The organism is Deinococcus sp. HSC-46F16, assembly GCF_024171495.1.
Classification (GTDB): domain Bacteria; phylum Deinococcota; class Deinococci; order Deinococcales; family Deinococcaceae; genus Deinococcus.
On the sequence record NZ_JALJZW010000004.1, the window covers coordinates 328,445 to 349,373 of the forward strand.

The 20,929-nt window shown below is 70.1% G+C and carries 20 protein-coding genes; 10 read left to right on the top strand and 10 right to left on the bottom strand.

Features of this window, described 5'->3' with window-relative positions:
- Nucleotides 1–17: 17 nt before the first annotated feature.
- The 4 genes from L1280_RS10875 to L1280_RS10890 all read right to left on the bottom strand — a co-directional run bounded on the left by L1280_RS10875 (nucleotide 18) and on the right by L1280_RS10890 (nucleotide 3,291).
- Complete coding sequence (locus tag L1280_RS10875) at nucleotides 18–653, bottom strand: hypothetical protein (RefSeq protein ID WP_253582290.1); 636 nt, start codon at nucleotides 651–653, stop codon at nucleotides 18–20.
- A 115-nt stretch (nucleotides 654–768) separates the two neighbouring features.
- Nucleotides 769–2,193 carry an Asp-tRNA(Asn)/Glu-tRNA(Gln) amidotransferase subunit GatB gene (gatB, locus tag L1280_RS10880; RefSeq protein WP_253582291.1) on the bottom strand — a complete coding sequence of 475 codons (1,425 nt, stop codon included), beginning with the start codon at nucleotides 2,191–2,193 and terminating at the stop codon, nucleotides 769–771.
- A 97-nt stretch (nucleotides 2,194–2,290) separates the two neighbouring features.
- Complete coding sequence (locus L1280_RS10885; protein ID WP_253582292.1) at nucleotides 2,291–2,806, bottom strand: hypothetical protein; 516 nt, start codon at nucleotides 2,804–2,806, stop codon at nucleotides 2,291–2,293.
- 56 nt (nucleotides 2,807–2,862) lie between these two features.
- Nucleotides 2,863–3,291, bottom strand: a complete 429-nt coding sequence (locus L1280_RS10890; RefSeq protein WP_253582293.1) for a GNAT family N-acetyltransferase — start codon at nucleotides 3,289–3,291, stop codon at nucleotides 2,863–2,865.
- A 51-nt stretch (nucleotides 3,292–3,342) separates the two neighbouring features.
- Between L1280_RS10890 and L1280_RS10895 the strand changes: the two genes are divergently transcribed.
- Complete coding sequence (locus tag L1280_RS10895) at nucleotides 3,343–3,843, top strand: hypothetical protein (protein ID WP_253582294.1); 501 nt, start codon at nucleotides 3,343–3,345, stop codon at nucleotides 3,841–3,843.
- A 55-nt stretch (nucleotides 3,844–3,898) separates the two neighbouring features.
- A complete protein-coding gene (locus L1280_RS10900) occupies nucleotides 3,899–5,344 on the top strand; it encodes an ATP-binding protein (RefSeq protein ID WP_253582295.1) in 1,446 nt (481 codons plus the stop codon).
- A gap of 82 nt (nucleotides 5,345–5,426) precedes the next feature.
- Here L1280_RS10900 and L1280_RS10905 read toward each other — a convergent pair whose 3' ends face one another.
- From L1280_RS10905 to L1280_RS10920, 4 genes are all read right to left on the bottom strand, one after another.
- Nucleotides 5,427–6,452, bottom strand: coding sequence for a diguanylate cyclase (locus L1280_RS10905; protein WP_253582296.1), 1,026 nt, complete (start codon nucleotides 6,450–6,452; stop codon nucleotides 5,427–5,429).
- 89 nt (nucleotides 6,453–6,541) lie between these two features.
- The gene (gene panB / locus L1280_RS10910; RefSeq protein WP_253582297.1) at nucleotides 6,542–7,363 is read right to left on the bottom strand and encodes a 3-methyl-2-oxobutanoate hydroxymethyltransferase; all 822 of its coding nucleotides are present in this window, start codon (nucleotides 7,361–7,363) and stop codon (nucleotides 6,542–6,544) included.
- Between the two features lie 87 nt (nucleotides 7,364–7,450).
- The gene (locus L1280_RS10915; protein ID WP_253582298.1) at nucleotides 7,451–7,930 is read right to left on the bottom strand and encodes a DUF420 domain-containing protein; all 480 of its coding nucleotides are present in this window, start codon (nucleotides 7,928–7,930) and stop codon (nucleotides 7,451–7,453) included.
- Between the two features lie 45 nt (nucleotides 7,931–7,975).
- Nucleotides 7,976–8,653: a D-lyxose/D-mannose family sugar isomerase gene (locus L1280_RS10920; protein WP_253582299.1), complete on the bottom strand. Its 678-nt coding sequence runs from the start codon at nucleotides 8,651–8,653 to the stop codon at nucleotides 7,976–7,978.
- Between the two features lie 137 nt (nucleotides 8,654–8,790).
- Here L1280_RS10920 and L1280_RS10925 point away from each other — a divergent pair, with 137 nt between their 5' ends.
- The 8 genes from L1280_RS10925 (at nucleotide 8,791) to L1280_RS10960 (ending at nucleotide 17,814) form a co-directional block, all read left to right on the top strand.
- Nucleotides 8,791–9,783: a COX15/CtaA family protein gene (locus tag L1280_RS10925; RefSeq protein WP_253582300.1), complete on the top strand. Its 993-nt coding sequence runs from the start codon at nucleotides 8,791–8,793 to the stop codon at nucleotides 9,781–9,783.
- A complete protein-coding gene (locus L1280_RS10930; protein ID WP_253582301.1) occupies nucleotides 9,780–10,721 on the top strand; it encodes a heme o synthase in 942 nt (313 codons plus the stop codon). Before L1280_RS10925 ends, L1280_RS10930 begins: the two co-directional genes overlap by 4 nt.
- Nucleotides 10,722–11,061: 340 nt before the next feature.
- Nucleotides 11,062–12,276, top strand: coding sequence for a cytochrome c oxidase subunit II (gene coxB / locus L1280_RS10935; RefSeq protein ID WP_253582302.1), 1,215 nt, complete (start codon nucleotides 11,062–11,064; stop codon nucleotides 12,274–12,276).
- Nucleotides 12,273–14,732, top strand: a complete 2,460-nt coding sequence (locus tag L1280_RS10940) for a cbb3-type cytochrome c oxidase subunit I (RefSeq protein WP_253582303.1) — start codon at nucleotides 12,273–12,275, stop codon at nucleotides 14,730–14,732. Before coxB ends, L1280_RS10940 begins: the two co-directional genes overlap by 4 nt.
- A gap of 114 nt (nucleotides 14,733–14,846) precedes the next feature.
- A complete protein-coding gene (locus L1280_RS10945; protein ID WP_253582304.1) occupies nucleotides 14,847–15,551 on the top strand; it encodes an SCO family protein in 705 nt (234 codons plus the stop codon).
- 51 nt (nucleotides 15,552–15,602) lie between these two features.
- Nucleotides 15,603–16,601 carry a Holliday junction branch migration DNA helicase RuvB gene (gene ruvB, locus L1280_RS10950; protein ID WP_253582305.1) on the top strand — a complete coding sequence of 333 codons (999 nt, stop codon included), beginning with the start codon at nucleotides 15,603–15,605 and terminating at the stop codon, nucleotides 16,599–16,601.
- Nucleotides 16,602–16,696: 95 nt separating this feature from the next.
- The gene (locus tag L1280_RS10955) at nucleotides 16,697–17,053 is read left to right on the top strand and encodes an ArsC/Spx/MgsR family protein (protein WP_234009064.1); all 357 of its coding nucleotides are present in this window, start codon (nucleotides 16,697–16,699) and stop codon (nucleotides 17,051–17,053) included.
- Nucleotides 17,054–17,322: 269 nt separating this feature from the next.
- Complete coding sequence (locus tag L1280_RS10960) at nucleotides 17,323–17,814, top strand: hypothetical protein (protein WP_253582306.1); 492 nt, start codon at nucleotides 17,323–17,325, stop codon at nucleotides 17,812–17,814.
- On the opposite strand, the gene L1280_RS10965 is transcribed toward L1280_RS10960, so the two are convergent.
- Nucleotides 17,798–19,840: a molybdopterin oxidoreductase family protein gene (locus tag L1280_RS10965; RefSeq protein ID WP_253582307.1), complete on the bottom strand. Its 2,043-nt coding sequence runs from the start codon at nucleotides 19,838–19,840 to the stop codon at nucleotides 17,798–17,800. The two genes, L1280_RS10960 and L1280_RS10965, sit on opposite strands and share 17 nt — an antisense overlap.
- 26 nt (nucleotides 19,841–19,866) lie before the next feature.
- Complete coding sequence (locus tag L1280_RS10970; protein WP_253582308.1) at nucleotides 19,867–20,886, bottom strand: phosphotransferase; 1,020 nt, start codon at nucleotides 20,884–20,886, stop codon at nucleotides 19,867–19,869.
- Between the last annotated feature and the right edge of the window lie 43 nt (nucleotides 20,887–20,929).

Here is a 20,929-nt window from a genome sequence, read left to right on the forward strand (position 1 = left end):
CTTCCCCCCAGTGCCCCCTACCCCCGTGGAAAGGGGGCCGTGAGCACCGCCTGCCGCGCCAGCAGGGTCGCGGCCACGTCCAGCGCCCCGCTCAGGCCGTAGACCCACAGGTCCGCCGTGCCGGGCACGCTGCTGAAGCCCCGGATGGGCACCACGTTGAAGACCGCCATCGCCAGGCTGAGCGCCGCCGCCACGTTGAGCCAGTCGGCCAGCCGCGCCCGCCGCACCAGGTCGGCGGGTTCGGGCGCGAGGCGGGCCAGGGTGCCGTAGACCGCGTTGCCCGCGAGCACGGCGGCAGGCCACACGGTCAGCAGGGCGGTCAGGGCGACCGGGTTGGCCTGCGGCGCCGCTCCCCCCAGCACCGACACCAGCGTCAGGAACCACAGCGCCAGCCGCAGCGACGTGAGCCAGGGAAACAGGCCCCGCAGCGCCCGCAAGGTGCCGTCCTCCGGCGGCATGCCCCGCCCCGCCGTGAAGCGCCCCAGCACTGCCGTCCACAGCCCCAGCACCAGCGCGGCGAGCAGGGCTTCCGCGCCGTTCAGCCAGCTCATTCCCCCGAACCCCTCCCGCCACAGCAGATAGGCGGCGAGGGCGACCAGTCCGGCGACCTGTGCCCACAGGGCCGCGAGGGCGGGGGTGCGCCAGCGGGTCACGGGGCACCTGTGGGGGGTCGGGGGGTCGAGGAGTCGAGAGGTCGAGCAAGGGGGCCACCGGGAGTTCCCCGACCTCTCGACATCTGGACCCCTCGACCGTGAGCGCTGCTCCCCCTCACAGCCCCAGCTTCGCCCGCAGCCGCTCGCGGACCACTTCCGGCTGGGCCTGGCCCCCAGTGGCCCGCATGACCGGGCCGAAGAGGGCATTCATCGCCTTGGCATTTCCGGCGCGGACCTTCTCCACGGTGGCAGGGTCGGCCTGCATGGCGGCGTCGATGGCGGCGTCGATGGCCCCGGTATCGGTCACCACGCCCAGGCCGCGCTCCTCTACCAGCCGCCCCGGATCGTGGCCGTGCAGCACGTCGGGCAGGAGGTCCTTGGCCGCACGGCCGCTGATGGTGCCCTCGTCGATCAGGCGCACCAGCGCGGCGAGGTGTGCGGGCTGGAGGGCCGAATCCGCGAGCGCCACTTCCCGCGCCGCCAGCAGCCCCGCCACATCGCTCAGCAGCCAGTTGGCAAGCTTCTGTGGGTCGGCCCCTCCCACAAGCGCCTCGTCGTAGAAGCGCGAGAGGGCCACGTCATGGCTCAGCGTCTGCGCGTCGGCCCCCCGCACCCCCGCCGTGAGGTAGCGCTCCCGCTTGGCGGCGGGCAACTCGGGCATCCGCGCCCGCACCCGCGCGACCCACTCCGGGGTGATGTCCAGGGGCGGGAGGTCCGGCTCGGGGAAATAGCGGTAGTCGGCCTCGCCCTCCTTGGTCCGCATCACGAAGGTCTTGCCGCCACCCTCGTCCCAGCCCAGGGTGTCTTGCGTGATGGCGCCGCCCGCAGACAGCACCCGCGTCTGCCTCGCCGTTTCGTAAGCGATGGCCCGCTCAACGCTGCGGAAGGAATTGAGGTTCTTGACCTCCACCTTGGTGCCCCAGGGCTCGCCGGGTTTGTGAACGCTGAGGTTCACGTCGCAGCGCATCTTGCCCTCCTCGGGGGTGGCGTCACTGACGCCGAGGGCCTGCGCGATGGCCTGCACGCTTTCCAGAAAGGCGCGGGCCTGCTCGGGTCCCGTGAGGTCGGCCTCGGTGACCATCTCGATCAGGGGCGACCCGGCGCGGTTGAGGTCGAGCAGGCTGTAGGGCGCGTAGGCGGGGTGCAGCAGCTTGCCCGCGTCGTCTTCGAGGTGGGCGCGTTTGATGCGGACGCGCTCGCCTGCTCCATTTCCCAGCGGCACATCCAGATACCCGTTCCGCGCCACGGGGCGGTCGTACTGCGAGAGCTGGAAGTTCTTGGGCGAGTCGGGGTAGAAGTAGTTCTTGCGGTGAAACTGGGTGAAGCCCGAGACCTCGCAGTTCAGCGCGAGGCCGAACATCAGCGCGAGATCGACCGCTTCCCGGTTGAGGGTGGGAAGGGTGCCGGGCAGCCCCAGGGTCAGGGGGTCCGCGAAGGTGTTGGGGTCCGCGCCGTGGTAGTCGGCCGGGCAGGCGCTGAACAGTTTCGAGCGGGTCCGCAATTGCAGGTGAACTTCCAGCCCGATGACGGCGCGGTACATGCGGGCGAGAATAGCGCGGGGCCGCACCCCGGACGCAGTCAAGGGCGGTTCCCACGCGGGAAGCCGCCCCCACTCCACCTTCCTCGACCTTCAGCCCCTACAGGGTGCGGCACTGCCCTTCGCGGTCGCCGTTCACGCGGTTGCTGCCGCCCGTGGGGGCGGTGCGGTTGTCCTCGCACTCCAGGTCGCCACCCACGGTCACGCGGGTCAGGCGCAGGGTGCCGGTGTTGCCCTCCAGGCTGATGTCCCCGTTGACGCGGACATTCTCGATCAGGACGTTGCCGCCCCGCTCCAGCTCGATGTCGCCGTTGATGACGCTGCCCGTCACGCTCACGGCACGGAAGCCGTCGTCTCCCTGAATGTCACCGTTCACGGTGCTGTTGCGGACGATCAGGGTGCCGCCGCGCTCGACCTCGATGTCGCTGTCCCCGGTCAGGCGGGTGCCCACCAGGGTGCAGGTGGCCCCGTTCCGGACCTTCACGTCCCGGTTCAGGGTGCGGCCGTTCAGGGTGCCGGAGCAGATCAGGTCGCCGGACTGGGCCTGCGCGGTCGGCAGGGTGAGCAGCGGGAGCAGGGGCACCAGGGTCAGGGCCGCGAGCAGCGTTCGTTTCATGGCTCACCGTACCCTGGCCTCCCGCCCGGTTCTCTGGGAAGACGGTGGGGGCGATTTCATCCCCGGCGCACCATCTCCGTGCCGCTGGTCCGGAAGCCCAGCGCCCCGTACAGCGCCCGGCCCGACTCGGTGGTGCCCAGGCTGAGGCGGGTCACGCCGCGTTCTCGGGCGGCCTCCACACAGCGGGTCACCAGCTCGCGGGCGAGGCCGCGCCGCCGGAAGTCGGGGTGGGTCCAGACGTTCACGATCCGGCCCCGCCAGGGCTGCGGGTCGCCGCGCGTCGGCCCCCACTCCAGCAGGGTCAAGCCCGCTCCAGCCACCACTTGGCCCCCGTGCTCGGCCAGAAAGCCCAGGTACAGGCCGCGTTCCAACGCCCCGGCCACCCAGGCGGCATAGGCGGCCCGCTCCCCGGCATCCGCCTCGTCGGGATAACGGTGGAGGGCGAGGGTGGGGGCGTCGGTGGGCGTGGCGGGGCGCGGGGGCATGAGACAGGATGAACCGCAACCCTCCGTGCCCGCGCCACGTACCCGGTCACGATGAACGACCTCCAAGGACGAATCGGCGGCCTCACGGTGGGCTACGACCTGCACGCCGAGTGGGACGGCACGCGGCTGCGCGGGCGCATCGGCGGGAGAATCCAGGGCAAGGACCTCGACCTGGGGCTGCGCGGCGGCGACGTGGACGGGCGCGTGGGCGGCACCTTCGCGGGCTTCGACGTGGACGGCGACGTGACCCCCGACCGCGTGGCCGTGCGCCTCGGCGGCCGGGTGGAGGGAGACGACGTGGCGCTGACCCGGCGGGGCGACCGCATCGAGGGCCGCTTCTCGGGGCGCGTCATGGGCAAGGACGTGAGCCTGCACTGCGGCGGGAACCGCCTGCACGGGCGCATCGGCGGCGCGGTGGAGGGCAAGGACGTGGCCCTCGCGCTGCCAGAAGGCCTGCCGCCCCTGCTCGCGGCGCTGGCGGCCACCTGCGCCTACAAGGTGCTGGAGGACGATCAGGCGAGCGCGGCGGCCTCCACCAGCGCGACCTCGTGACCCCCGTAAGCCGCACATTCCCGCGTGTGGGCGCGTGCTAGCTTCCGCGCTAGCTATGGAGACTAGACCTCGGACGCTGGGTGAGCTGTTGCAGACGCCGGAGTACGCGGGGCGCACGCCCTTCGACTCCCACGTGCGGACCGTGCAGGACGAGGTCCGCGAGAATCTGACCCGCAAGCTCAGAAGCGGCGAGGAGCTGTTCCCCGGCGTGGTGGGCTACGACGACACCGTCATTCCGCAACTCGTGAACGCGCTGCTGGCGCGGCAGAACTTCATCCTGCTGGGGCTGCGCGGGCAGGCCAAGAGCCGCATCCTGCGGGCGATCACCGGTCTGCTCGACGACCATGTGCCCGTGATTGACGGGGTGGACATGCCCGACGATCCCATCAACCCCATCGGGGCGGAGGGGCGGCACCTGCTCGAAGCGCACGGGCATGACCTTCCTATCCGCTGGCTGCCACGTGACGCCCGCTACGTGGAAAAGCTCGCCACCCCCGACGTGACGGTCGCCGACCTGATCGGGGACGTGGACCCCATCAAGGCGGCCCGGCTGGGCACAAGCCTAGGCGACACCCGCTCCATGCACTTCGGGCTGCTGCCCCGCGCCAACCGGGGCATCTTCGCAGTGAACGAACTGGCCGACCTCGCGCCCAAGGTGCAGGTGGCCCTGTTCAACATCCTTCAGGAGGGCGATGTCCAGATCAAGGGCTACCCCATCCGGCTGGAACTCGACGTGATGCTGGTCTTTTCCGCCAACCCCGAGGACTACACCGCCCGCGGCAAGATCGTCACGCCGCTCAAGGACCGCATCGGCTCGGAGATCCGCACCCACTACCCCAGCGACGTGCGGCTGGGCATGGACATCACCGAGCAGGAGGCAGTCCGGGCCGAGGGCGTGACGGTGCCGCCCTTCATTGCCGAGCTGATCGAGGAGATCGCCTTCCAGGCCCGCGAGGACGGCCGGGTGGACAAGCTCAGCGGCGTGTCGCAGCGATTGCCCATCAGCCTGATGGAACTCGCGGCGGCCAACGCCGAGCGCCGGGCGCTGGTGTCGGGCGACACCCCGGTCGTGCGTGTGAGTGACGTGTACGCGGGCCTGCCCGCGATCACCGGTAAGCTGGAGCTGGAATACGAGGGCGAACTCAAGGGGGCCGATCAGGTCGCCCGCGACGTGATTCGCAAGGCGGCGGGGGCCGTCTTCGCCCGGCATTACGGCAGCGCGGACACGCGCGAGCTGGAGAAGTGGTTCGAGGCGGGCAACGTCTTCCGCTTCCCGCAGGGCGGGGACGCGGCGGGCGCCCTGAAAGCGGCGAGGGACGTGCCCGGCCTGACCGACCTCGCCGCCCACGTGGCGAACAGTCCCGACGACTCGGTGCGGGCCTCGGCGGCCGAATTCGTGCTGGAGGGGCTGTACGGCCGCAAGAAGCTCTCGCGGGCCGAGGAAACCTACGCCGCCCCCGAGCCGGAAGTGCGCCGGGAGCGCGGCGGCCGCTGGAACTGAGCCGTCCGCTTCTCGCCCCCGAAGAGCCCCAGCACACGCTGAGGCTCTTCTTCTTCCGCTGGAAACTGGCCGCTGACCGCCGTCAGGCCGCCGGAGCCGCCACCAGCCGGTCACGCCCGCCGTCTTTGGCCTGGCGCAGGGCGGCGTCGGCCTGGGAAAAGGCGTGCGCGAGGCCCTGCTCCGGGGTGTAGGCGCACAGGCCCACGCTGAGGGTGACCTGCTGGCCCTCGCCGAAGGTATGCCCGGCGATCCCGGCCCGCACGCCTTCGAGCAGCCGCGCGGCCCCGTGGACCGAGCGGCCCGGCAGGCACACCACGAATTCCTCACCGCCCCAGCGGAAGAGGGGCACCCCGACTCCCAGCACCTCGCGCAGGACGGCGGCCACCTCCCGGAGCACCCGGTCCCCGGCCTCGTGGCCCCAGCGGTCGTTGACGGCCTTGAAATGGTCGATGTCCAGCACGGCGAGCACCCCGGGGGTCAGGGATTGGGCACAGAGTTCCGCAAAGGCCAGGCGGTTGCCCAGCCCAGTCAGCGGGTCCTGGCGGGCGCGGCGCTCTTCCTCGCGCATGCGGCGTTGCAGGTCCACGACCGCTCCCGCGAAAAAGTGCGTGAACAGACTGACCGCCAGCAGCAGCGCCGAGGTCGTGAGGTGGGTGCTCGCCACGTTCTCCCAGCGGGTCGCCGCGAGGGCACCAGTGCCGGTCAGGGCCAGCGCCAGCACCTGCGCCCGCCGGGGCCGGTCGCTGAAGAGCAGGTGCCAGATCAGCACGTTGAGCGGAATCAGCAGCAGCAGCAGGTGCACGATCAGCTCGTGGTACGCGGCCCGGACGTGCAACTGTTGCGGCTCCAGGGCCAGCACCGCCACAAAGACCAGCACGCTGACCGCGAACCCCAGCCGCACCGCCTCGCCCCAGCCTGGGCGCAGCAGATGCAGCAGCGCGAACAGGGCCAGCGTTCCCGAAAACAGCGCCACGAGCGGGTGAACGCTGCCCGTCAGCGCCGAGATGATCCACAGCACCGCCGCCCCCACCAGCGGCACCAGAAACCGGAAGTAGACCCGCGCGATTCGCTCGGGCAGGTCGGCCGGTCCCACGGGACGAGGAGGCATGGTCCTCCTGTCATAACACGTCCGTCACGCCTGGGTCAGCGCAGGTGGGGCCATTCACCAGATGGGTGGGGGACGCCCCGCCCCTACCGCTAGTACAGCTTGCCCAGCACCTCGTCCTTCATCACGAAACTGTGCTCCTTGCCGGGGAACTCGCGGGCGCGGACCTCGCGGGCGTAGGCTTCCAACGCCTCGCGGGAGGTGCGGCCCAGTTCGGCGTAGCGCTTGGCGAGCTTCTTCTCGTCGCCCTCGTACAATCCCAGCAGGTCGTGGTACACGAGCACCTGTCCCCGGCAGTGGACCCCGGCCCCGATCCCGATGGTGGGCACCGCGAGCCGCTCGGTAATCAGCCGCGCCAGCCGGGCGGGAATCGCCTCCAGCACCACGCTGAAGGCCCCGGCCTCCTGCAAGGCCAGCGCCCCGTCCAGGGTGCGCCGCGCCCCCTCCTCGTCGCGGCCCTGCACCTTCAGGCCGCCCTGGGCCGTCGCGGTCTGGGGCATCAGGCCGACGTGGCCCATCACCGGGATGCCGTTGCGGGTCAGCACCGTCACGGCCTCCAGAATCTCCGGGGTCGCCCCCTCCATCTTCACGGCGTCGGCCCCGGTCTGCTGGATGACCTGCACCGCCGAGCGCATCGCGTCGCCCGCGCCCGTCTGGTAGGTGCCGAAGGGCAGGTCCACCACCACGAACGTCTCCGGAGCGCCCCGCCGCACCGCCCGCCCGTGGTGAATCATGTCGGCCAGGGTCACGGGGGCGGTCGAGTCGTAGCCCAGCACCACGTTGCCCAGGCTGTCGCCCACCAAGATCAGGTCCACCCCGGCGGCCTCGGCGTGCCGGGCGCCCGGATAGTCGTAGGCCGTCACCATCACCAGCGGGTCGGCAGCCTGGATCAGGTCGGGGACGGAGCGTTTCATGGGGAAGAAGCTACCAGCTCCCAGCAACCCGCCGCCAGCCAGGGACCGTTGGTGCGGGCCGCTGGAAGCTGGTGGCTGGCCGCCCCCTTACCCCGTGATCACCTCGCCGTATCTCCCCAGCACGAGGTAGATGATCCAGCCCGTGACCGCCACGTACAGCCACACCGGGACCGTCCAGCGCACCCAGGCGCGGTGGCGGCCAAAGTAGGGCCGCGCGGCGGGCACATCGATGTTGCCGAGGTTCCCGGCGGCCTGCAGGCCCTTCCAGGCGTTGTACAGGGCGCCGAGCGCCAGGGGCAGGTTGGCGGCGGCCAGGATGATGTGGCTGATCAGGAGGGCGAAGTAGGCCCCCCGCCACGCGTCCGGCCCGGCGTAGGCCTTCTCGTAGCCCAGCGCGAGCCGGGTGAGGTACAGCACCAGAAAGACGGTGGCGAGGGCACTCGCGGTGAGCATCGCCCGCATGTGCGCCTCGCGGTTGCCCCGGCGGATAAAGACGACACCGACCACGAGCGCGATGCCGCTCAGGACGATGGTGATAACGGCCCACTGGTTGATGATCGGTGCCACGCCGGGCAGTCTAGGGTCCGGGGGCCGGGGCGGGTGTCCGGGCGGTCAGGGGACCTCCCCCACCTCGCTCCACAGCGGGTAGAGCGGCGCTTCATCGGGCTCCACTGGGGGAAAGCGGCCCACCGCCTCCAGAAACACGTTGTCGTGCAGGTCGTCGTTCACCGCGCTGACCTCTCCAGCCAGGACCGGACCGCCGCCGGGCCGCGCGTAGAAGCGGTGGTAGGTGCCCGGCCGCAGCGTGATGCTCTCGCCGGGGTGCAGGGCGAGCGGCGCCAGCGGCGGAACGTGGCGCACCCGGCCATCGGTCAAGACGGGCACGGGCACGTCGCGGACCTCGCCCTGCGAGGTCACCAGGGCCAGTTCCATCACGAGCACCCCGCCCCCCCGGTGAATGATGTCCTCGGTTTTGTGGTGGTGGGTGTGCAGCGGCGTCTCCTGCCCCTCGCCCACCAGCAGCACTTTCTCGGCGTAGGGCACGTCGCCGGGCACCCCAGGGCGGCCGTTGCGGGTGCAGATCAGCAGCAGGCCCCGGCGGGCAAAGTCGCCTGAGCCGAAGTCGGTCACGTCCCAGCCCATCTGCCGGGCGCGGCAGTAGGCGGCGACCTCCGGTTGAGCGGCCCACTCCTCCGGCGACCAGGTAGCCCAGGGCGGCGGAGCGAAGCGCAGGTCATGCAGCAGGGCGACGGCCTGGCGCTGGGCGGCATTGACTTCGGACCGGAACATGGGCGGGCACCTCGGGGGAGTGGGGGCGGGCGTGGGGGGACAATTCTCAGGCGGGCGGGGCCAGTAGAATAGCCGGGTTGACCGCGCCCGCCGGTGCAGAACCGGGCCGAGGCGCGGAAGGGACGGTGAGGAGGAAGATGAGCGGAACGCTGACGGTTCCCCGCCGGGGTGCGGGCGCGTGGCTCCCCCGGCTGGCGTGGGCGGCCCTGGCCTACAACGTGCTGGTGATTCTCTGGGGAGCGGTCGTCCGAATCACGGGGGCGGGCGCCGGGTGCGGCGACCACTGGCCGCTGTGCAACGGGGTGGTGGTGCCGCCAAGCCCCACGGTCCACACCCTGATCGAATTCAGCCACCGCCTGACGAGCGGGGCAAGCGGGCTGATCGCCCTGGCGCTGATCGCGCTGGCCTTCCGCGCCGCGCCGAAGGGCCACCCCGTCCGGCTGGGCGCGGTGCTGAGCTTCGGGCTGATTCTGCTGGAGGGGCTGGTGGGCGGCGTGCAGGTGCTGCTTGGCCTGACCGCCGACTCGACCGACCCCGCGCGGGGGCTGGTGCAGGGCATCCACCTCGCCAACACCTTCCTGCTGCTGGGCGCCCTGCTGCTCACGGCGCTGTGGGCCTCGGGCCGCCCGGCGCTGCGGCTGCGCGGGCAGGGCAAGGCGCTGGGCGCACTCGCCGTGGGCCTGGGCCTCACGCTGGTGCTGGGCATGGCGGGCGCGGTGACGGCTTTGGGCGACCTGCTGTTCACGCCCGCGCCGGGCACGCCGCTGGACACGGTGCGACGGGACTTCGGGGCGACGGCCAGCCTGATCGAGAACCTGCGGGTGGTTCACCCCCTGCTGGCGGTGCTTACCAGCGCGTATCTGGTGTGGATGGTGGGAGCGCTGCGGCGCTGGCGGCCTTCCCCGGCCGTCACCCGCTGGGGCGTCGCCCTGTTCGGGGTGATCGCCGCGCAGATGGCGGTGGGCTTCCTGAACGTGGCCCTCAAGGCGCCCGACTGGATGCAGCTCACGCACCTGCTGCTGGCGTGCATCATGTGGCTCGTGACCGTCTTGCTGGGGTACGAAGCCCTGACCACCCTGCGCCGGGTGCCGACCCCGGCCCGCGCGGGCGCCCCCGAGGTGACGGCATGACGGACACCCACCTCGCCGCCTCGCCTGCCCCGGCGGGCACGGCTGCGGCCGCTCCCCGCCCCACCTGGCGCGATTACCTCGCCCTGACCAAGCCCAAGGTCATCAGCCTGCTGCTGTGGACCACCCTCACCGCGATGGTGATGGCCGCCGAGGGCTGGCCGGGGCTGTGGCTGCTGGTCGTCGTCAGCCTCGCCGGGTACGCCTCGGCGGGGTCGGCGGGTGTGTTCAACATGATCATCGACCGCGACATCGACCTGCGCATGAAGCGCACGTCCGCGCGGCCCACCTCCAGCGGCTTGATCGGCACCCGCGAGGCGGCGATCTTCGGCACCGCCTTGCAGGTGCTGTCCTTCGTGGCCCTGTGGGTGTGGGCCACCCCATTGAGTGCGTGGATGAGCCTGGCGGGCTTTTTCACCTACGTGGTGGTCTACACCCTGTGGCTCAAGCGCACGACCTGGCACAACATCGTGCTGGGGGGCGCGGCCGGGTGCTTTCCGCCGCTGGTGGGCTGGGCCGCCGTGACGGGCGAGTTGCCGCTCTTCGCGTGGTTTCTCTTCGCCATCGTGTTCTTCTGGACCCCGGTGCACTTCTGGGCGCTCGCGCTGATGATCAAAGACGAGTACCGCGAGGTCGGCATTCCCATGCTGCCGGTTGTGCACGGCGACCGACTGACGGCCGCGCAGATCTGGCTGTACGCGATCTACACGGTGGTCCTGTCCGTCATGCCCGTCTTTTTCCAGGCGGTCGGGGGGCTGTACTTCGTGGCGGCGCTGGGGCTGGGCGGGTGGCTGCTGGTGCTCTCGTGGCGGCTGCGCGGACACGTGATGGCGGGGGGCAAGATCGAGCGCCCGGTGACCCTGCCGCTGTACCTGTATTCCATGCTCTACCTCGCCCTGCTGTTTCTGGCCGGGGCCGTCGACCGCGTGCTGCTGGCCTGAAGCCGCGCAGGGGGGCCGTGCGTCCCCGCCCCCTGGCGACGCACGGCCCGCTCGTTGGGGCGGCGGATGGGGTGGCCCCCCACTCCGTGACCGAGCAGGGACAGCGCCGATTTTGTTGCCCCCGCCCGATACCTCTGTGGGCCGAGGAGCACCCCGGCGGTCCCCACCCATCCCAAGTTCAAAGGACACTTGCCTACCCCCCAGCCTGCTCTCATGGGGGGCATCCCTGACCGCTCGGTCGACCCTGCCGCGAGCTGCGCGGGGCGGGCGGTTTTGGAAGGTGCAAGGTTCCAGTGGAAGCGACTACACTGGGGCGCGAGGAAAGAGGAAAGGAGTGACATTGAACACCAACCAGAGTGGCCGCGTGCGCGGCCCAGGGGGAGGCCGGAGGCTGGCCACGCGGGCAGCCCTCCTCGCAGCGGGGGCCGCGCTGCTGACGGGCTGTGGGTCGAACCAGCTCGTGACCTTCGCCGACATGTCGTCGGCCTTCAACCGCGAGATCTTCTGGATGAGCGTGTGGGCCATCGCCTTCTCGATCATCATCTTCATCGGCGTGTCCTACGCCCTGTTTTCCACGGTGCGGCGCTTCCGCGAGGAAAACAATGCGGCCGCGCCCGAGCAGTTCCACGGCAACAACCGCCTGGAAGTGGTGCTCGTGGCCGTCCCGGTGCTGATCGTGATCGTGCTGAGCGTGCTGACCGTGCGCTCCATGGCGCGGCTGAACCCCACGCCGGAAAACGCCACGACCGTCACGGCGCTCGCGCGGCAGTTCTGGTGGAACTTCAGCTACCCCACCGCCACGGCGGCGGCGGGCGGCGTGGTCACCAACGGCAACGAGATGGTGATGCCCACCCGTAACCCGGTGGCCGTCACCATCACCGCCGGGGACGTGATGCACGCCTTCTGGGCGCCCAACCTCGGCGGGCAGCGCAACGCGACCCCCGGCACCGAGAAAACCTGGCAGATCGACACCGACCGCCCCGGCGCCTACCAGGGCAACTGCTCGATGCTGTGCGGGGCCAGTCACGCCAACATGCGTTTCAAGGTGATCGCGCTGGAGCCCGAGCGCTACAACGCCTTCCTCCAGGCGGCGGCGGCGTACCGCGCCCCTACCCCCGCTCCCGGCAGCGCCGAGGAGCGCGGCTACACCCTCTTCATGCAGGGCAAGCCCTCGACCGGGGCGCTCGCCTGCGCCGCCTGCCACCGGGTGCAGGGCACGCCCGCCAACGGGGCGGCCGGTCCCGACCTGAGCTTTTTCGGCACCCGCCGCACGCTGGGCGCCGGGATGTGGGAAGGCGAGCGGGCCGAGGAGATGCTGCTTCCCTGGCTGGCCAACAGCCCCGGCGTCAAGCCCGGCAGCCTGATGCCCCCCTACAACGGCGCGACCTACCAGGTCAACGGCAAGGTGCAAAAGGGCGGCGTGCTCACCGAGGCCGAACTCTCGGACATCGCCGCGTACCTGCGCAGCCTGCGCCTGCCTGAGGAAGCCGACTACTGGCGCGGCACGCCCGTGATCGGCGGCACGCCCGACTCTGCCCAAGGAGGCTCCCAGTGACGGTTCAGCACGCGCCGCAGCCCCAGGTAACCTCCGCCCGGCGGGGCGCCTGGGAGGTCATCAAGGACTACATGATGACCACCGATCACAAGAAGATCGGGCTGCTGTACATCATCGTTTCGCTTGTCGCCTTTGGGATCGCGGGGCTGATGGCGGTCGCGCTGCGGCTGCAACTCGCGTTGCCGGACCAGGGCTTTCTCGTGGGGAACACCTACAACGAGGTCCTGACCGGGCACGCCGCGATCATGCTCTTTTTCTTCCTGATTCCGATTGGCCTGTTCGGCTTCGGAAACTTCTTCCTGCCGCTGCAACTCGGGGTGCGCGACGTGGCGCTGCCGCGCGTGAACACCTTCGCGGTGTGGTCCTTTATCGCCAGCCTGGTCCTGATCCTGACGGGCCTGTTCCAGGGCGGGCTGCCGGGCGTGGGCTGGACCTTCTACTACCCGCTCTCGGTGGACGGCAACCAGACGGGCGTGACCGTGTTCATGGTCGCCGTGATTCTCAACGGGATCGGGTCGCTGCTGGGCAGCGCGAACTTCGCCGCGACGGTCGTGAACCTGCGGGCACCGGGCATGAGCCTGTGGAAGATGCCGATCTTCTGCTGGAGCATCTTCGCGACCAGCCTGCTGCAGCTGGTCAGCCTCGGCGGCCTGACGGCGGCGGCGCTCGTGACCTACCTGGAACTCAAGCTGGGCCTCTCGATGTTCAACCCCGGCATCGGCGGCACGCCCATCCTGTTCACCCAGTTTTTCTGGTTCTACTCGCACCCCGCCGTGTACGTGATGCTGCTGCCCTACCTGGGCATCGCCGCCGAGATCGCCTCGACCATGGCCCGCAAGCCGCTGTTCGGTTACCGGGTGATGGTGTACTCGCTGCTGGGCATCGTGCTGGTGTCCCTGCTGGTGTGGGCGCACCACATCTTCGCCATCGGCCTGCCGGAAGGCTGGCAGATCGCCTTCGCCATCGCCACCCTGATCGTGGCTGTCCCCACGGGCGTCAAGATCTTTAACCTGATCGGGACCCTGTGGGGCGGGCGCATCATCATGAAGACGCCGACCTTCTGGCTGGTGGGCTTCATCTTCAACTTCCTGATCGGCGGGATCACGGGCGTCTCGCTGGGCATGGTGCCCTTCGACTATCAGGTGACCAACTCGTACTACGTGGTGGCGCACTTCCACAACGTGATGATGTTCGGCACCGCGTTCCTGGCGATGGGCGGCCTGTACTACTGGTGGCCCAAGATGACCGGGCGCTTCCTGAACGAGCGGCTGGGAATGTGGCACTTCTGGCTCTTCATGGTGGGCTCGTGGCTGACGTTCCTGCCGCAATACATCCTGGGCCTGCTGGGGATGCCCCGGCGCTACTACACCTACCCGGCCGGAAACTTCGCCTGGACTGAGCTGAACTTCATCTCGACCATCGGGGCGCTCGTGCTGCTCGCGGGCGGCATCGTGATGGTCTGGAACATCCTCCAGAGCCTGCGCAGGCCCATCACGGCCTCCAACAACCCCTGGGGCGGCTTCACGCTGGAGTGGACCGCGGCCAGCCCGCCCGCCGCCTACAACTTCGCGCACGAGTTCCCCACCACCTTCCCCACCGAGCGGCCGCTCTACGACTGGGAGAAGAGCGGGCAGACCCTCACGCCCGTGGACCCCAAGAGCATTCACCTGCCGCAGGACTCCATCTGGCCCTTCATGACGGCGCTCTCGCTGCTGCTGATGGGCTACGGCCTGAGCTACGGCTGGTTTACCAACTACACCCCGGCGGGCGGGTTGCAGGCCTTCTCGGAAGCGAGCCTGAACTTCCAGATCTCGACCGTGATCCTGTACCTGTCGATTCCTTTCTTCCTGTACTCGCTGTTCAAGTGGGCGGGCACCCGTGAATACGCCGTGCCGGTCGAGCACCACCACCTGACCAAGTACGACAACGGCTTTATGGGCATGGCGTGGTTCATCATCTCGGAAATCAGCCTCTTCGGCGTGCTGATCGCCGGGTACGTGTACCTGCGCATCGTGGGCGCCGCCGAGCCGCCCGCGCTGCGGCCTAACATCTGGCTGGCCGCCGTGAACACCCTGATTCTGGTGACCTCGTCCTTCGTGATTCACAAGGCCGAGCAGGACCACCACAAGGGCCGCTACACCTGGTTCCGGCTGGGCCTGCTGATCACCCTGATCCTGGGTGCCCTCTTCATGATCTTCCAGGTGTACGAGTTCGCGCTGTTCGGCGTGGAAAGCGACTGGAAGCAGAACCTGTGGCAATCGTGCTTCTTCATCATCGTGGGCCTGCACGGGCTGCACATCCTGATCGGCGGCACCGGCATCGCCCTGCCGTACTACCAGGCACTGACCGGCAAGATGGACAAGTACAACCACGGGTCGCTCACGGCCGCCAGCCTGTACTGGCACCTCGTGGACGTGGTGTGGCTGCTCATCGTGGCGATCTTCTACGCGTGGTGAGCTGAGCTCCGACCTTCAGCGTGGGGCGGTGGGGACGTGATAAGCGTCCCCGCCGCCTTTTTGGCTGCCCCCCTGGGACACCCCGCCCCCCCACGCCCCGCTAGCCTCGGCCCGATGAAGTGGCTCACGGCAGTGCTGTTGGCGGTCGCGGCGGTCCTGGGAGGGCTGCTGCTGTACCGGAGCGTCTCCCCTGCCCCGGCGGGGGGCACAGCGCTGGACACCCCGGTGGACCTGCCCGCCCTGCGGCTGGTCAACGAGCGGGGCGAGGCCACGCCCCTGAACGCGTCAGGCGGCCGGATACGGCTGGTCTTTTACGGCTTCGTGCGCTGCCCGGACGTGTGCCCGGCGACGCTGGCGAGCCTCGCGCGGGTGTATGCCGACCTACCGGAAGCCCAGCGCGAGCGGGTGCAGGTGCAGTTCATCACGGTGGACCCGGGGCATGACCGTCCCGAGGTGGTACGCGACTACTTGGGCCGCTTCAACCCCGCCTTCTCCGGACTGACGGGCGAGGCCGCCACCATTGATGAAGCTGCCCGCGTGATGTTCGTGGCGAACGTGAAGCCGCTGCCCCAGCCTGTGGGGGACCACAACGCCCACCTGGGGCACGGGAGCGGGGGAGCGCTGGACGCCGGAAACGGCGCCGCCAACGCCGAAGCTGCCGGAGCCACGGCTGCCGAGGCCGCCCGTATCCACGGCGATCAGGTCAGCGTGGTGGACCCCCAGGGCCGCTTCGTACGCGTGTATGCCAACGGCGAGGTGCTGGACGGTACCCTGGCCGCCGACCTGCCCGGCCTGATCCGGACCTATGGCGGGTCCTGACCGGACTCAAGCCGACCCACCCCATTTCGCAAATAGCGTAATATGGGCAGCATGACCGAACCGCTCGACGCCGCCCTGCGGCCCAAGACGCTGACCGAGTACGTGGGGCAGGAACGCCTCAAGGAAAAGCTCTCGGTGTACCTCCAGGCCGCCAAGGGCCGCCGCGAGGCGCTGGACCACACCCTGCTCTTCGGCCCCCCCGGACTGGGCAAGACCACCCTGGCGCACATCATCGCGCACGAACTCGGGGTGAATATCCGTGTCACGTCGGGTCCGGCCATCGAGAAGCCGGGCGACCTCGCCGCCATCCTGACGAACAGCCTGGAGGAAGGCGACGTGCTGTTCATCGACGAGATTCACCGGCTGGGGCGGGTGGCCGAGGAGCACCTCTACCCCGCGATGGAGGACTTCAAGCTCGACATTGTGCTGGGGCAGGGACCGGCGGCGCGGACCATCGAGCTGCCGCTGCCGCGCTTCACGCTGGTGGGCGCGACGACCCGGCCCGGCCTGATCACCGCACCCATGCGCAGCCGATTCGGGATCATCGAGCACCTGGAGTACTACACCCCGGAGGAAATCGGCACCAACCTGATGCGCGACGCCCGGCTGCTGGGCTTCGGGCTGACCGAGGACTCGGCGATCGAGATCGGCGCCCGCTCACGCGGCACCATGCGCATCGCCAAGCGGCTGCTGCGGCGGGTGCGCGATTACGCCGAGGTCGCGGGCGAAAGCACCATCGAGCTGCCCCGCGCGATGGACGCCCTCGACCGGCTGGGCCTGGACTCGGCGGGCCTCGACGACCGCGACAAGAAGTACCTCGAAACCTTGATCCACCGCTTCGCGGGCGGCCCGGTGGGGGTTGACACCCTCGCCACGGCCATCAGCGAGGACGCCCTGACCCTGGAGGACGTGTACGAGCCGTACCTGATCCAGCTCGGCTTCATCAAGCGCACGCCCCGGGGCCGCGTCGCCACCGCGCACGCCTATGACCACCTCGGCCTGCCGGTGAGCGGCCGGGACGAGGAGGGCATGGGGTTCTACGCAAACTGAGGTGGCCCGCCGTCTGCCAGAACCCGAGCAGCTTTGCCCCGGCCGACGCCGGGGTTTTTTGCTGGCGGTTGGCGGCTGGAAGTTATCCTCTCCCCATGACCGCCCCCCAGGTTCAGATGTTCGGCCTGAAAAAGAGTGCCGCCACCCGCGCTGCCGAGCGCTTTTTCAAGGAGCGGCGGGTCAAGATTCACTTCGTCGATCTGGCGGCCAAACCCATCGCCAAAGGGGAACTGACCCGCTTTGTGCAAAAGTTCGGGCTGAACGCGCTGCTGGACCTGGAGGGCAAGGCCTACGAACGCAGCAACCTCGCCTACCTCCGCACCACCGAAGAAGGCATCATCGCCCGCATCATCGAGACGCCCGAGCTGCTGCGGTTGCCGCTGGTGCGCGGCGGCAAGGTGCTGACCGTGGGCGAGGACCCAGAGGGCTGGGCGCGGATGCTGGAGGGGTAGGCTGGTGCATGTCGCGTCTCCACCGTCCCCTCCTGACGGCCCTACTCCTCAGTTGTGGGGCGTCCGGTGGGCTGGCCCTCGGGGGTAGCGGGCCGCCTCCCCCCGCCCGTGTGGAGGTCCGGCCTGGTGAGGTGCGGGTGCTGCGCGGAGGCGGAGTCGTCCGTTCGTATCCGATTCCTACGGGTCACGAGGCGCGGGCGCTGGTCACAGCTGGACGTGTGGCCGTCGTTACCCAACCAAAGCAGGGGTGGGATGGGTTTCAGCTCCGGGTGGACGATGTGGCAACGGGCCGCCCCATCGTGCGGCGAACCCAGGTGGGCCGGGCCGAGCGGCTCTACGTGGTGGGAGACACCCTCTTCGTGGAGTACGCGAGCGCGGTCGCCCAGATTGCCACGCGGACGCTGACTCAGAGCCTGCGCGTGGCCGGACGGAGCAGCACCATTGACGGCTGGCGGGTCGCTGAGAACGCCCGCAGCCTGCTGTTCAATTCGCCCAACGGAGCCTACAGTCCCTATGAACCGGTGCGGCTGAATTATTTCCGCTTCGATGTGGCGACCGGGCAAACGGTCCCTCTCGCCTTCGCCGTTCCCGCCCGCCCCGGCTGCGGCCTGCCCGAAAAGGACGGCACGCGCGAGGAGGGCGAGACCTACACCGCCCGCGAGATCGTGGCGACCCGGCACGACCGCTGTGGGGTGTTCGAGGCCCGTTTCGACTGGACGCGGGCTTCCCCCGCCCGGCCCCTGGTCAGGCCCCTGAACTGATCGGCTCCAGCCGCACCCGCGTGTTGTGAAAGGTGCTTCCCCCGCCCAGATCCGTGAGTGTCTGCGCGGTCACCGCATTGATGCTCTCGCCATCCGGCGCCGAGAGGCCCCACCACGTCCCCTCCACGACCGCCACGCCGGGCTGCGCGGCCTGGGTCACCTTCACCCGCCGGCGCACCTGCCCCACCTCGCTGACGATGCGGGCATAGCCGCCGTCGTCCAGCCCGTAGCCCTCGGCGTCCTCGGGGTGGACGAGGACGTGCGGCTCGCCCCCCTCGGCGCGGTTGAGGTTGGCGAGGTTGCCGTAGGTCGAGTTCAGGAAATGGTGGGCGGGCGGCGTGAGCAGGCGCACCGGGTAGTCGGGGTTCAGCGCCGCGCCCACCGGCTGGTACCTCGGCGCAGGCGAGAGCTGCACCTTGCCGCTGGGGGTGTCGGCCCCATGCGCGTAGGGCAGGAAGCCCTCGGGAATGCCCAGCCGCACGCTGCCCTCGGCCTTCAGCCGCTCGGGGGTAATGCCCGCGAGGAAGGGATGGTCCGTGTTCAGCACCTCGGCCAGCAGGTCGTCCACCGTCCAGTACACGCTGGGTTCGGTCACGCCGAGGCGGCGGGCGAGCTGCTGAAACACCCAGGAGTTGGGCCGGGCCTCGCCGGGGGCCTCCAGCTCGGCCGGGTTGTAGCCCAGCCAGTGGTGGCCATAGCTCGTGTACACATCCGGGTGTTCCATGAAGGTCGTCGCGGGGAGCACATAGTCGGCCAGCCGCGCCGTTTCGGTCATCGCCTGTTCCAGCACGACCACGAGGAGGTCGTCCCGCTGGAGGCCCGCCCGCACCCGCGAGGAATCGGGCGCGACCACCGCCGGGTTGCAGTTGTAGATCACGGCCGCGCCGAACCCCGCGTCGGGGGCCAGGGCGCTCGCCAGCTCATTCATGTTGACGTGGGGCACGCCTTCGCGGATCAGGTGGGCACCCCCCAGCCGGGTGCGGTTGAGCGCGAAGGCCCCGCTGGTGCTGAGGCACACCCCCCCGCCCCGCTGCCGCCAGTCGCCCGTCAGGGCCGGAATCAGCGTGACCGCCCGCAGCGCCGTGCCGCCGTTCTCGTGGCGGGTCATCCCGTACCCGACCCGGATGTAGGTGGGCCGGGTGGTCCCGATGGCGTGGGCGAGGTCGCGCACCTCCTCCACCGTCAGGCCGGTCACTTCCGCCGTGCGCTCGGGGGTCCACTCGCGGGCGGCCTCGCGCAGATCCTCCACCCCGGTCGTCGCCTCGGCGAGGTACGCCTCGTCCGTCCAGCCGTGGGCGAACAGTTCGTGCATCACGCCCAAGGCGAGCGCCGCGTCCGTCCCCGGCTTCAGCTTGAGGTGGGTGTCGGCGTACCCGCTTGTGCGGTTGCGGTAGGGGTCCACATGGATGATGCGTGCACCTGCTTTGCGGGCCGCCGTCATCTGCGGCGTCAGGTGGCTGTGGGTGCTGAGGCTGTTGATGCCCCACAGCACGATCAATCGGGCGTGCGGCACGTCGAGCGGGTCCACCGTCAGGCGCGAGCCGTAGCCCACCGCCCAGGCCGCCGTGCCCGCCGTCGCGCAGATCGTCTCGTCGAGTTCGGGGGTGCCCAGCGCCCGCCACAGCGCGTGGGCGTGCGAGTTCTCCATCAGGCCCATCGTGCCCGCGTAGTGGTAGCGCAGGATGGAGGACGGGCCGCGCGTGTCCAGCAGGTGCCGCAGCCGGGCCGCGATGTCGCCCAGCGCCTCGTCCCAGGTCACCCGCTCGAATTGCGGCTCGGGGTCGGTCTTGGGGTTGACCCGGCGCAGGGGGTAGATGGGCCGCTGCGGGTGGTGCTGGCGCGCGGGGTAGTGAACCGTCTTCACACAGGCGAAGCCCTTCGTGTATGGATGCGCCGCGTCCCCGGTGAGCTTGACCGCCCGCTCGCGGCCGTCCTCGCCGCGCTCCAGGGTGATCCGCAGGCGGCAGGCATCGGGGCAGTCGAGGGGACAGGTGAGGAGGACATCGCGGGTGGCGGGCGCGGACATGGGGGCAAGTCTACGCCCGGCGCGGGTCAGGCTTCCGGCCACGCCTCCCAATCGCCCATGAACTTCAGGCCGTACTGAAAAAATCCCAGGTCCGGGACCTCGGTGCCGTACTCGTGGGCGCGGCCCGCGGTCAGGCCCATGAACCAGATCGCCCGCGCGGTCACGAACAGGGGCAGGGCCTGAAGGTCCGCCGCCCCCAGGGGCCGCACACCCTGATAGGCGGCGAGAAAGGCTCGCCAGGCTTCCCGTGCTGTCTCAGATGAAGTCCCGCTGTTGGAAAACAGGCTCCACCCGTAGACCGCCAGATCGTAGGCCCGCCAGCCGGGGCCGCCGCAGTCGAAGTCGAAGAGCCGCACGGTCCCGTCCTCTCCCAGCCGGGCGTTGCCCTCGTGGAGATCGCCGTGACAGGGACCCCACTCCAGTTCCGGGGCGATTGCAGTTATGGCCGCGTGGGTGCGGTGGGCGGCGGCCTCCAGCTCGGCCCAGACTTCGGGCGCGTCGGCCAGCAGAGGGCGAATCCGGGCCAGGGGCTGGGTCAGCAGGTGGTCGAGGTCCAGGGTGAAGCGGCCTGCTGCGCAGTAGGCATCGGCCGCCATGTGCAGCCGGGCCGCCGTCTCCCCATACGCCGCCGCGTCTTCCGGCACCGCCTCCAGCCAGCGGCCCTCCACCCACCCGAACAGGGCGGCGACCCGTGGCCCCTCGGCGGCCTCCAGCACCTCCCAGTACGCCCCGCCGAGCTGCGGGAGCGGCCCCGAGACGCCGCAGCCTGCCCCCGCCAGATGCCGCAAGAACCCGAGTTCCCACTCCACCTCCCCCGGCGAGCGCCAGCCCGAGCGGTACACGCGCAGCACCGCGCGGTCCCGCCCTGCCAGCCCGGTCACGCGGTAGGTGTCGTTCAGCCCGCGCCGCAGCAGGGTGCAGGTGACGGGGCCAGTGCAGGCGTACCGCTCCCCCACCCAGGCAGCCAGAGCCTGCGCCGAGAGGGTGGAGTAGGCGGCGCGGCGGGAAAGGGTGTAACGGGGACGGCCATGCCCCCACCCTGACACGTTCGGAAAGCGGAGCCGACCGCAACCCACCATCCCGTCGCCG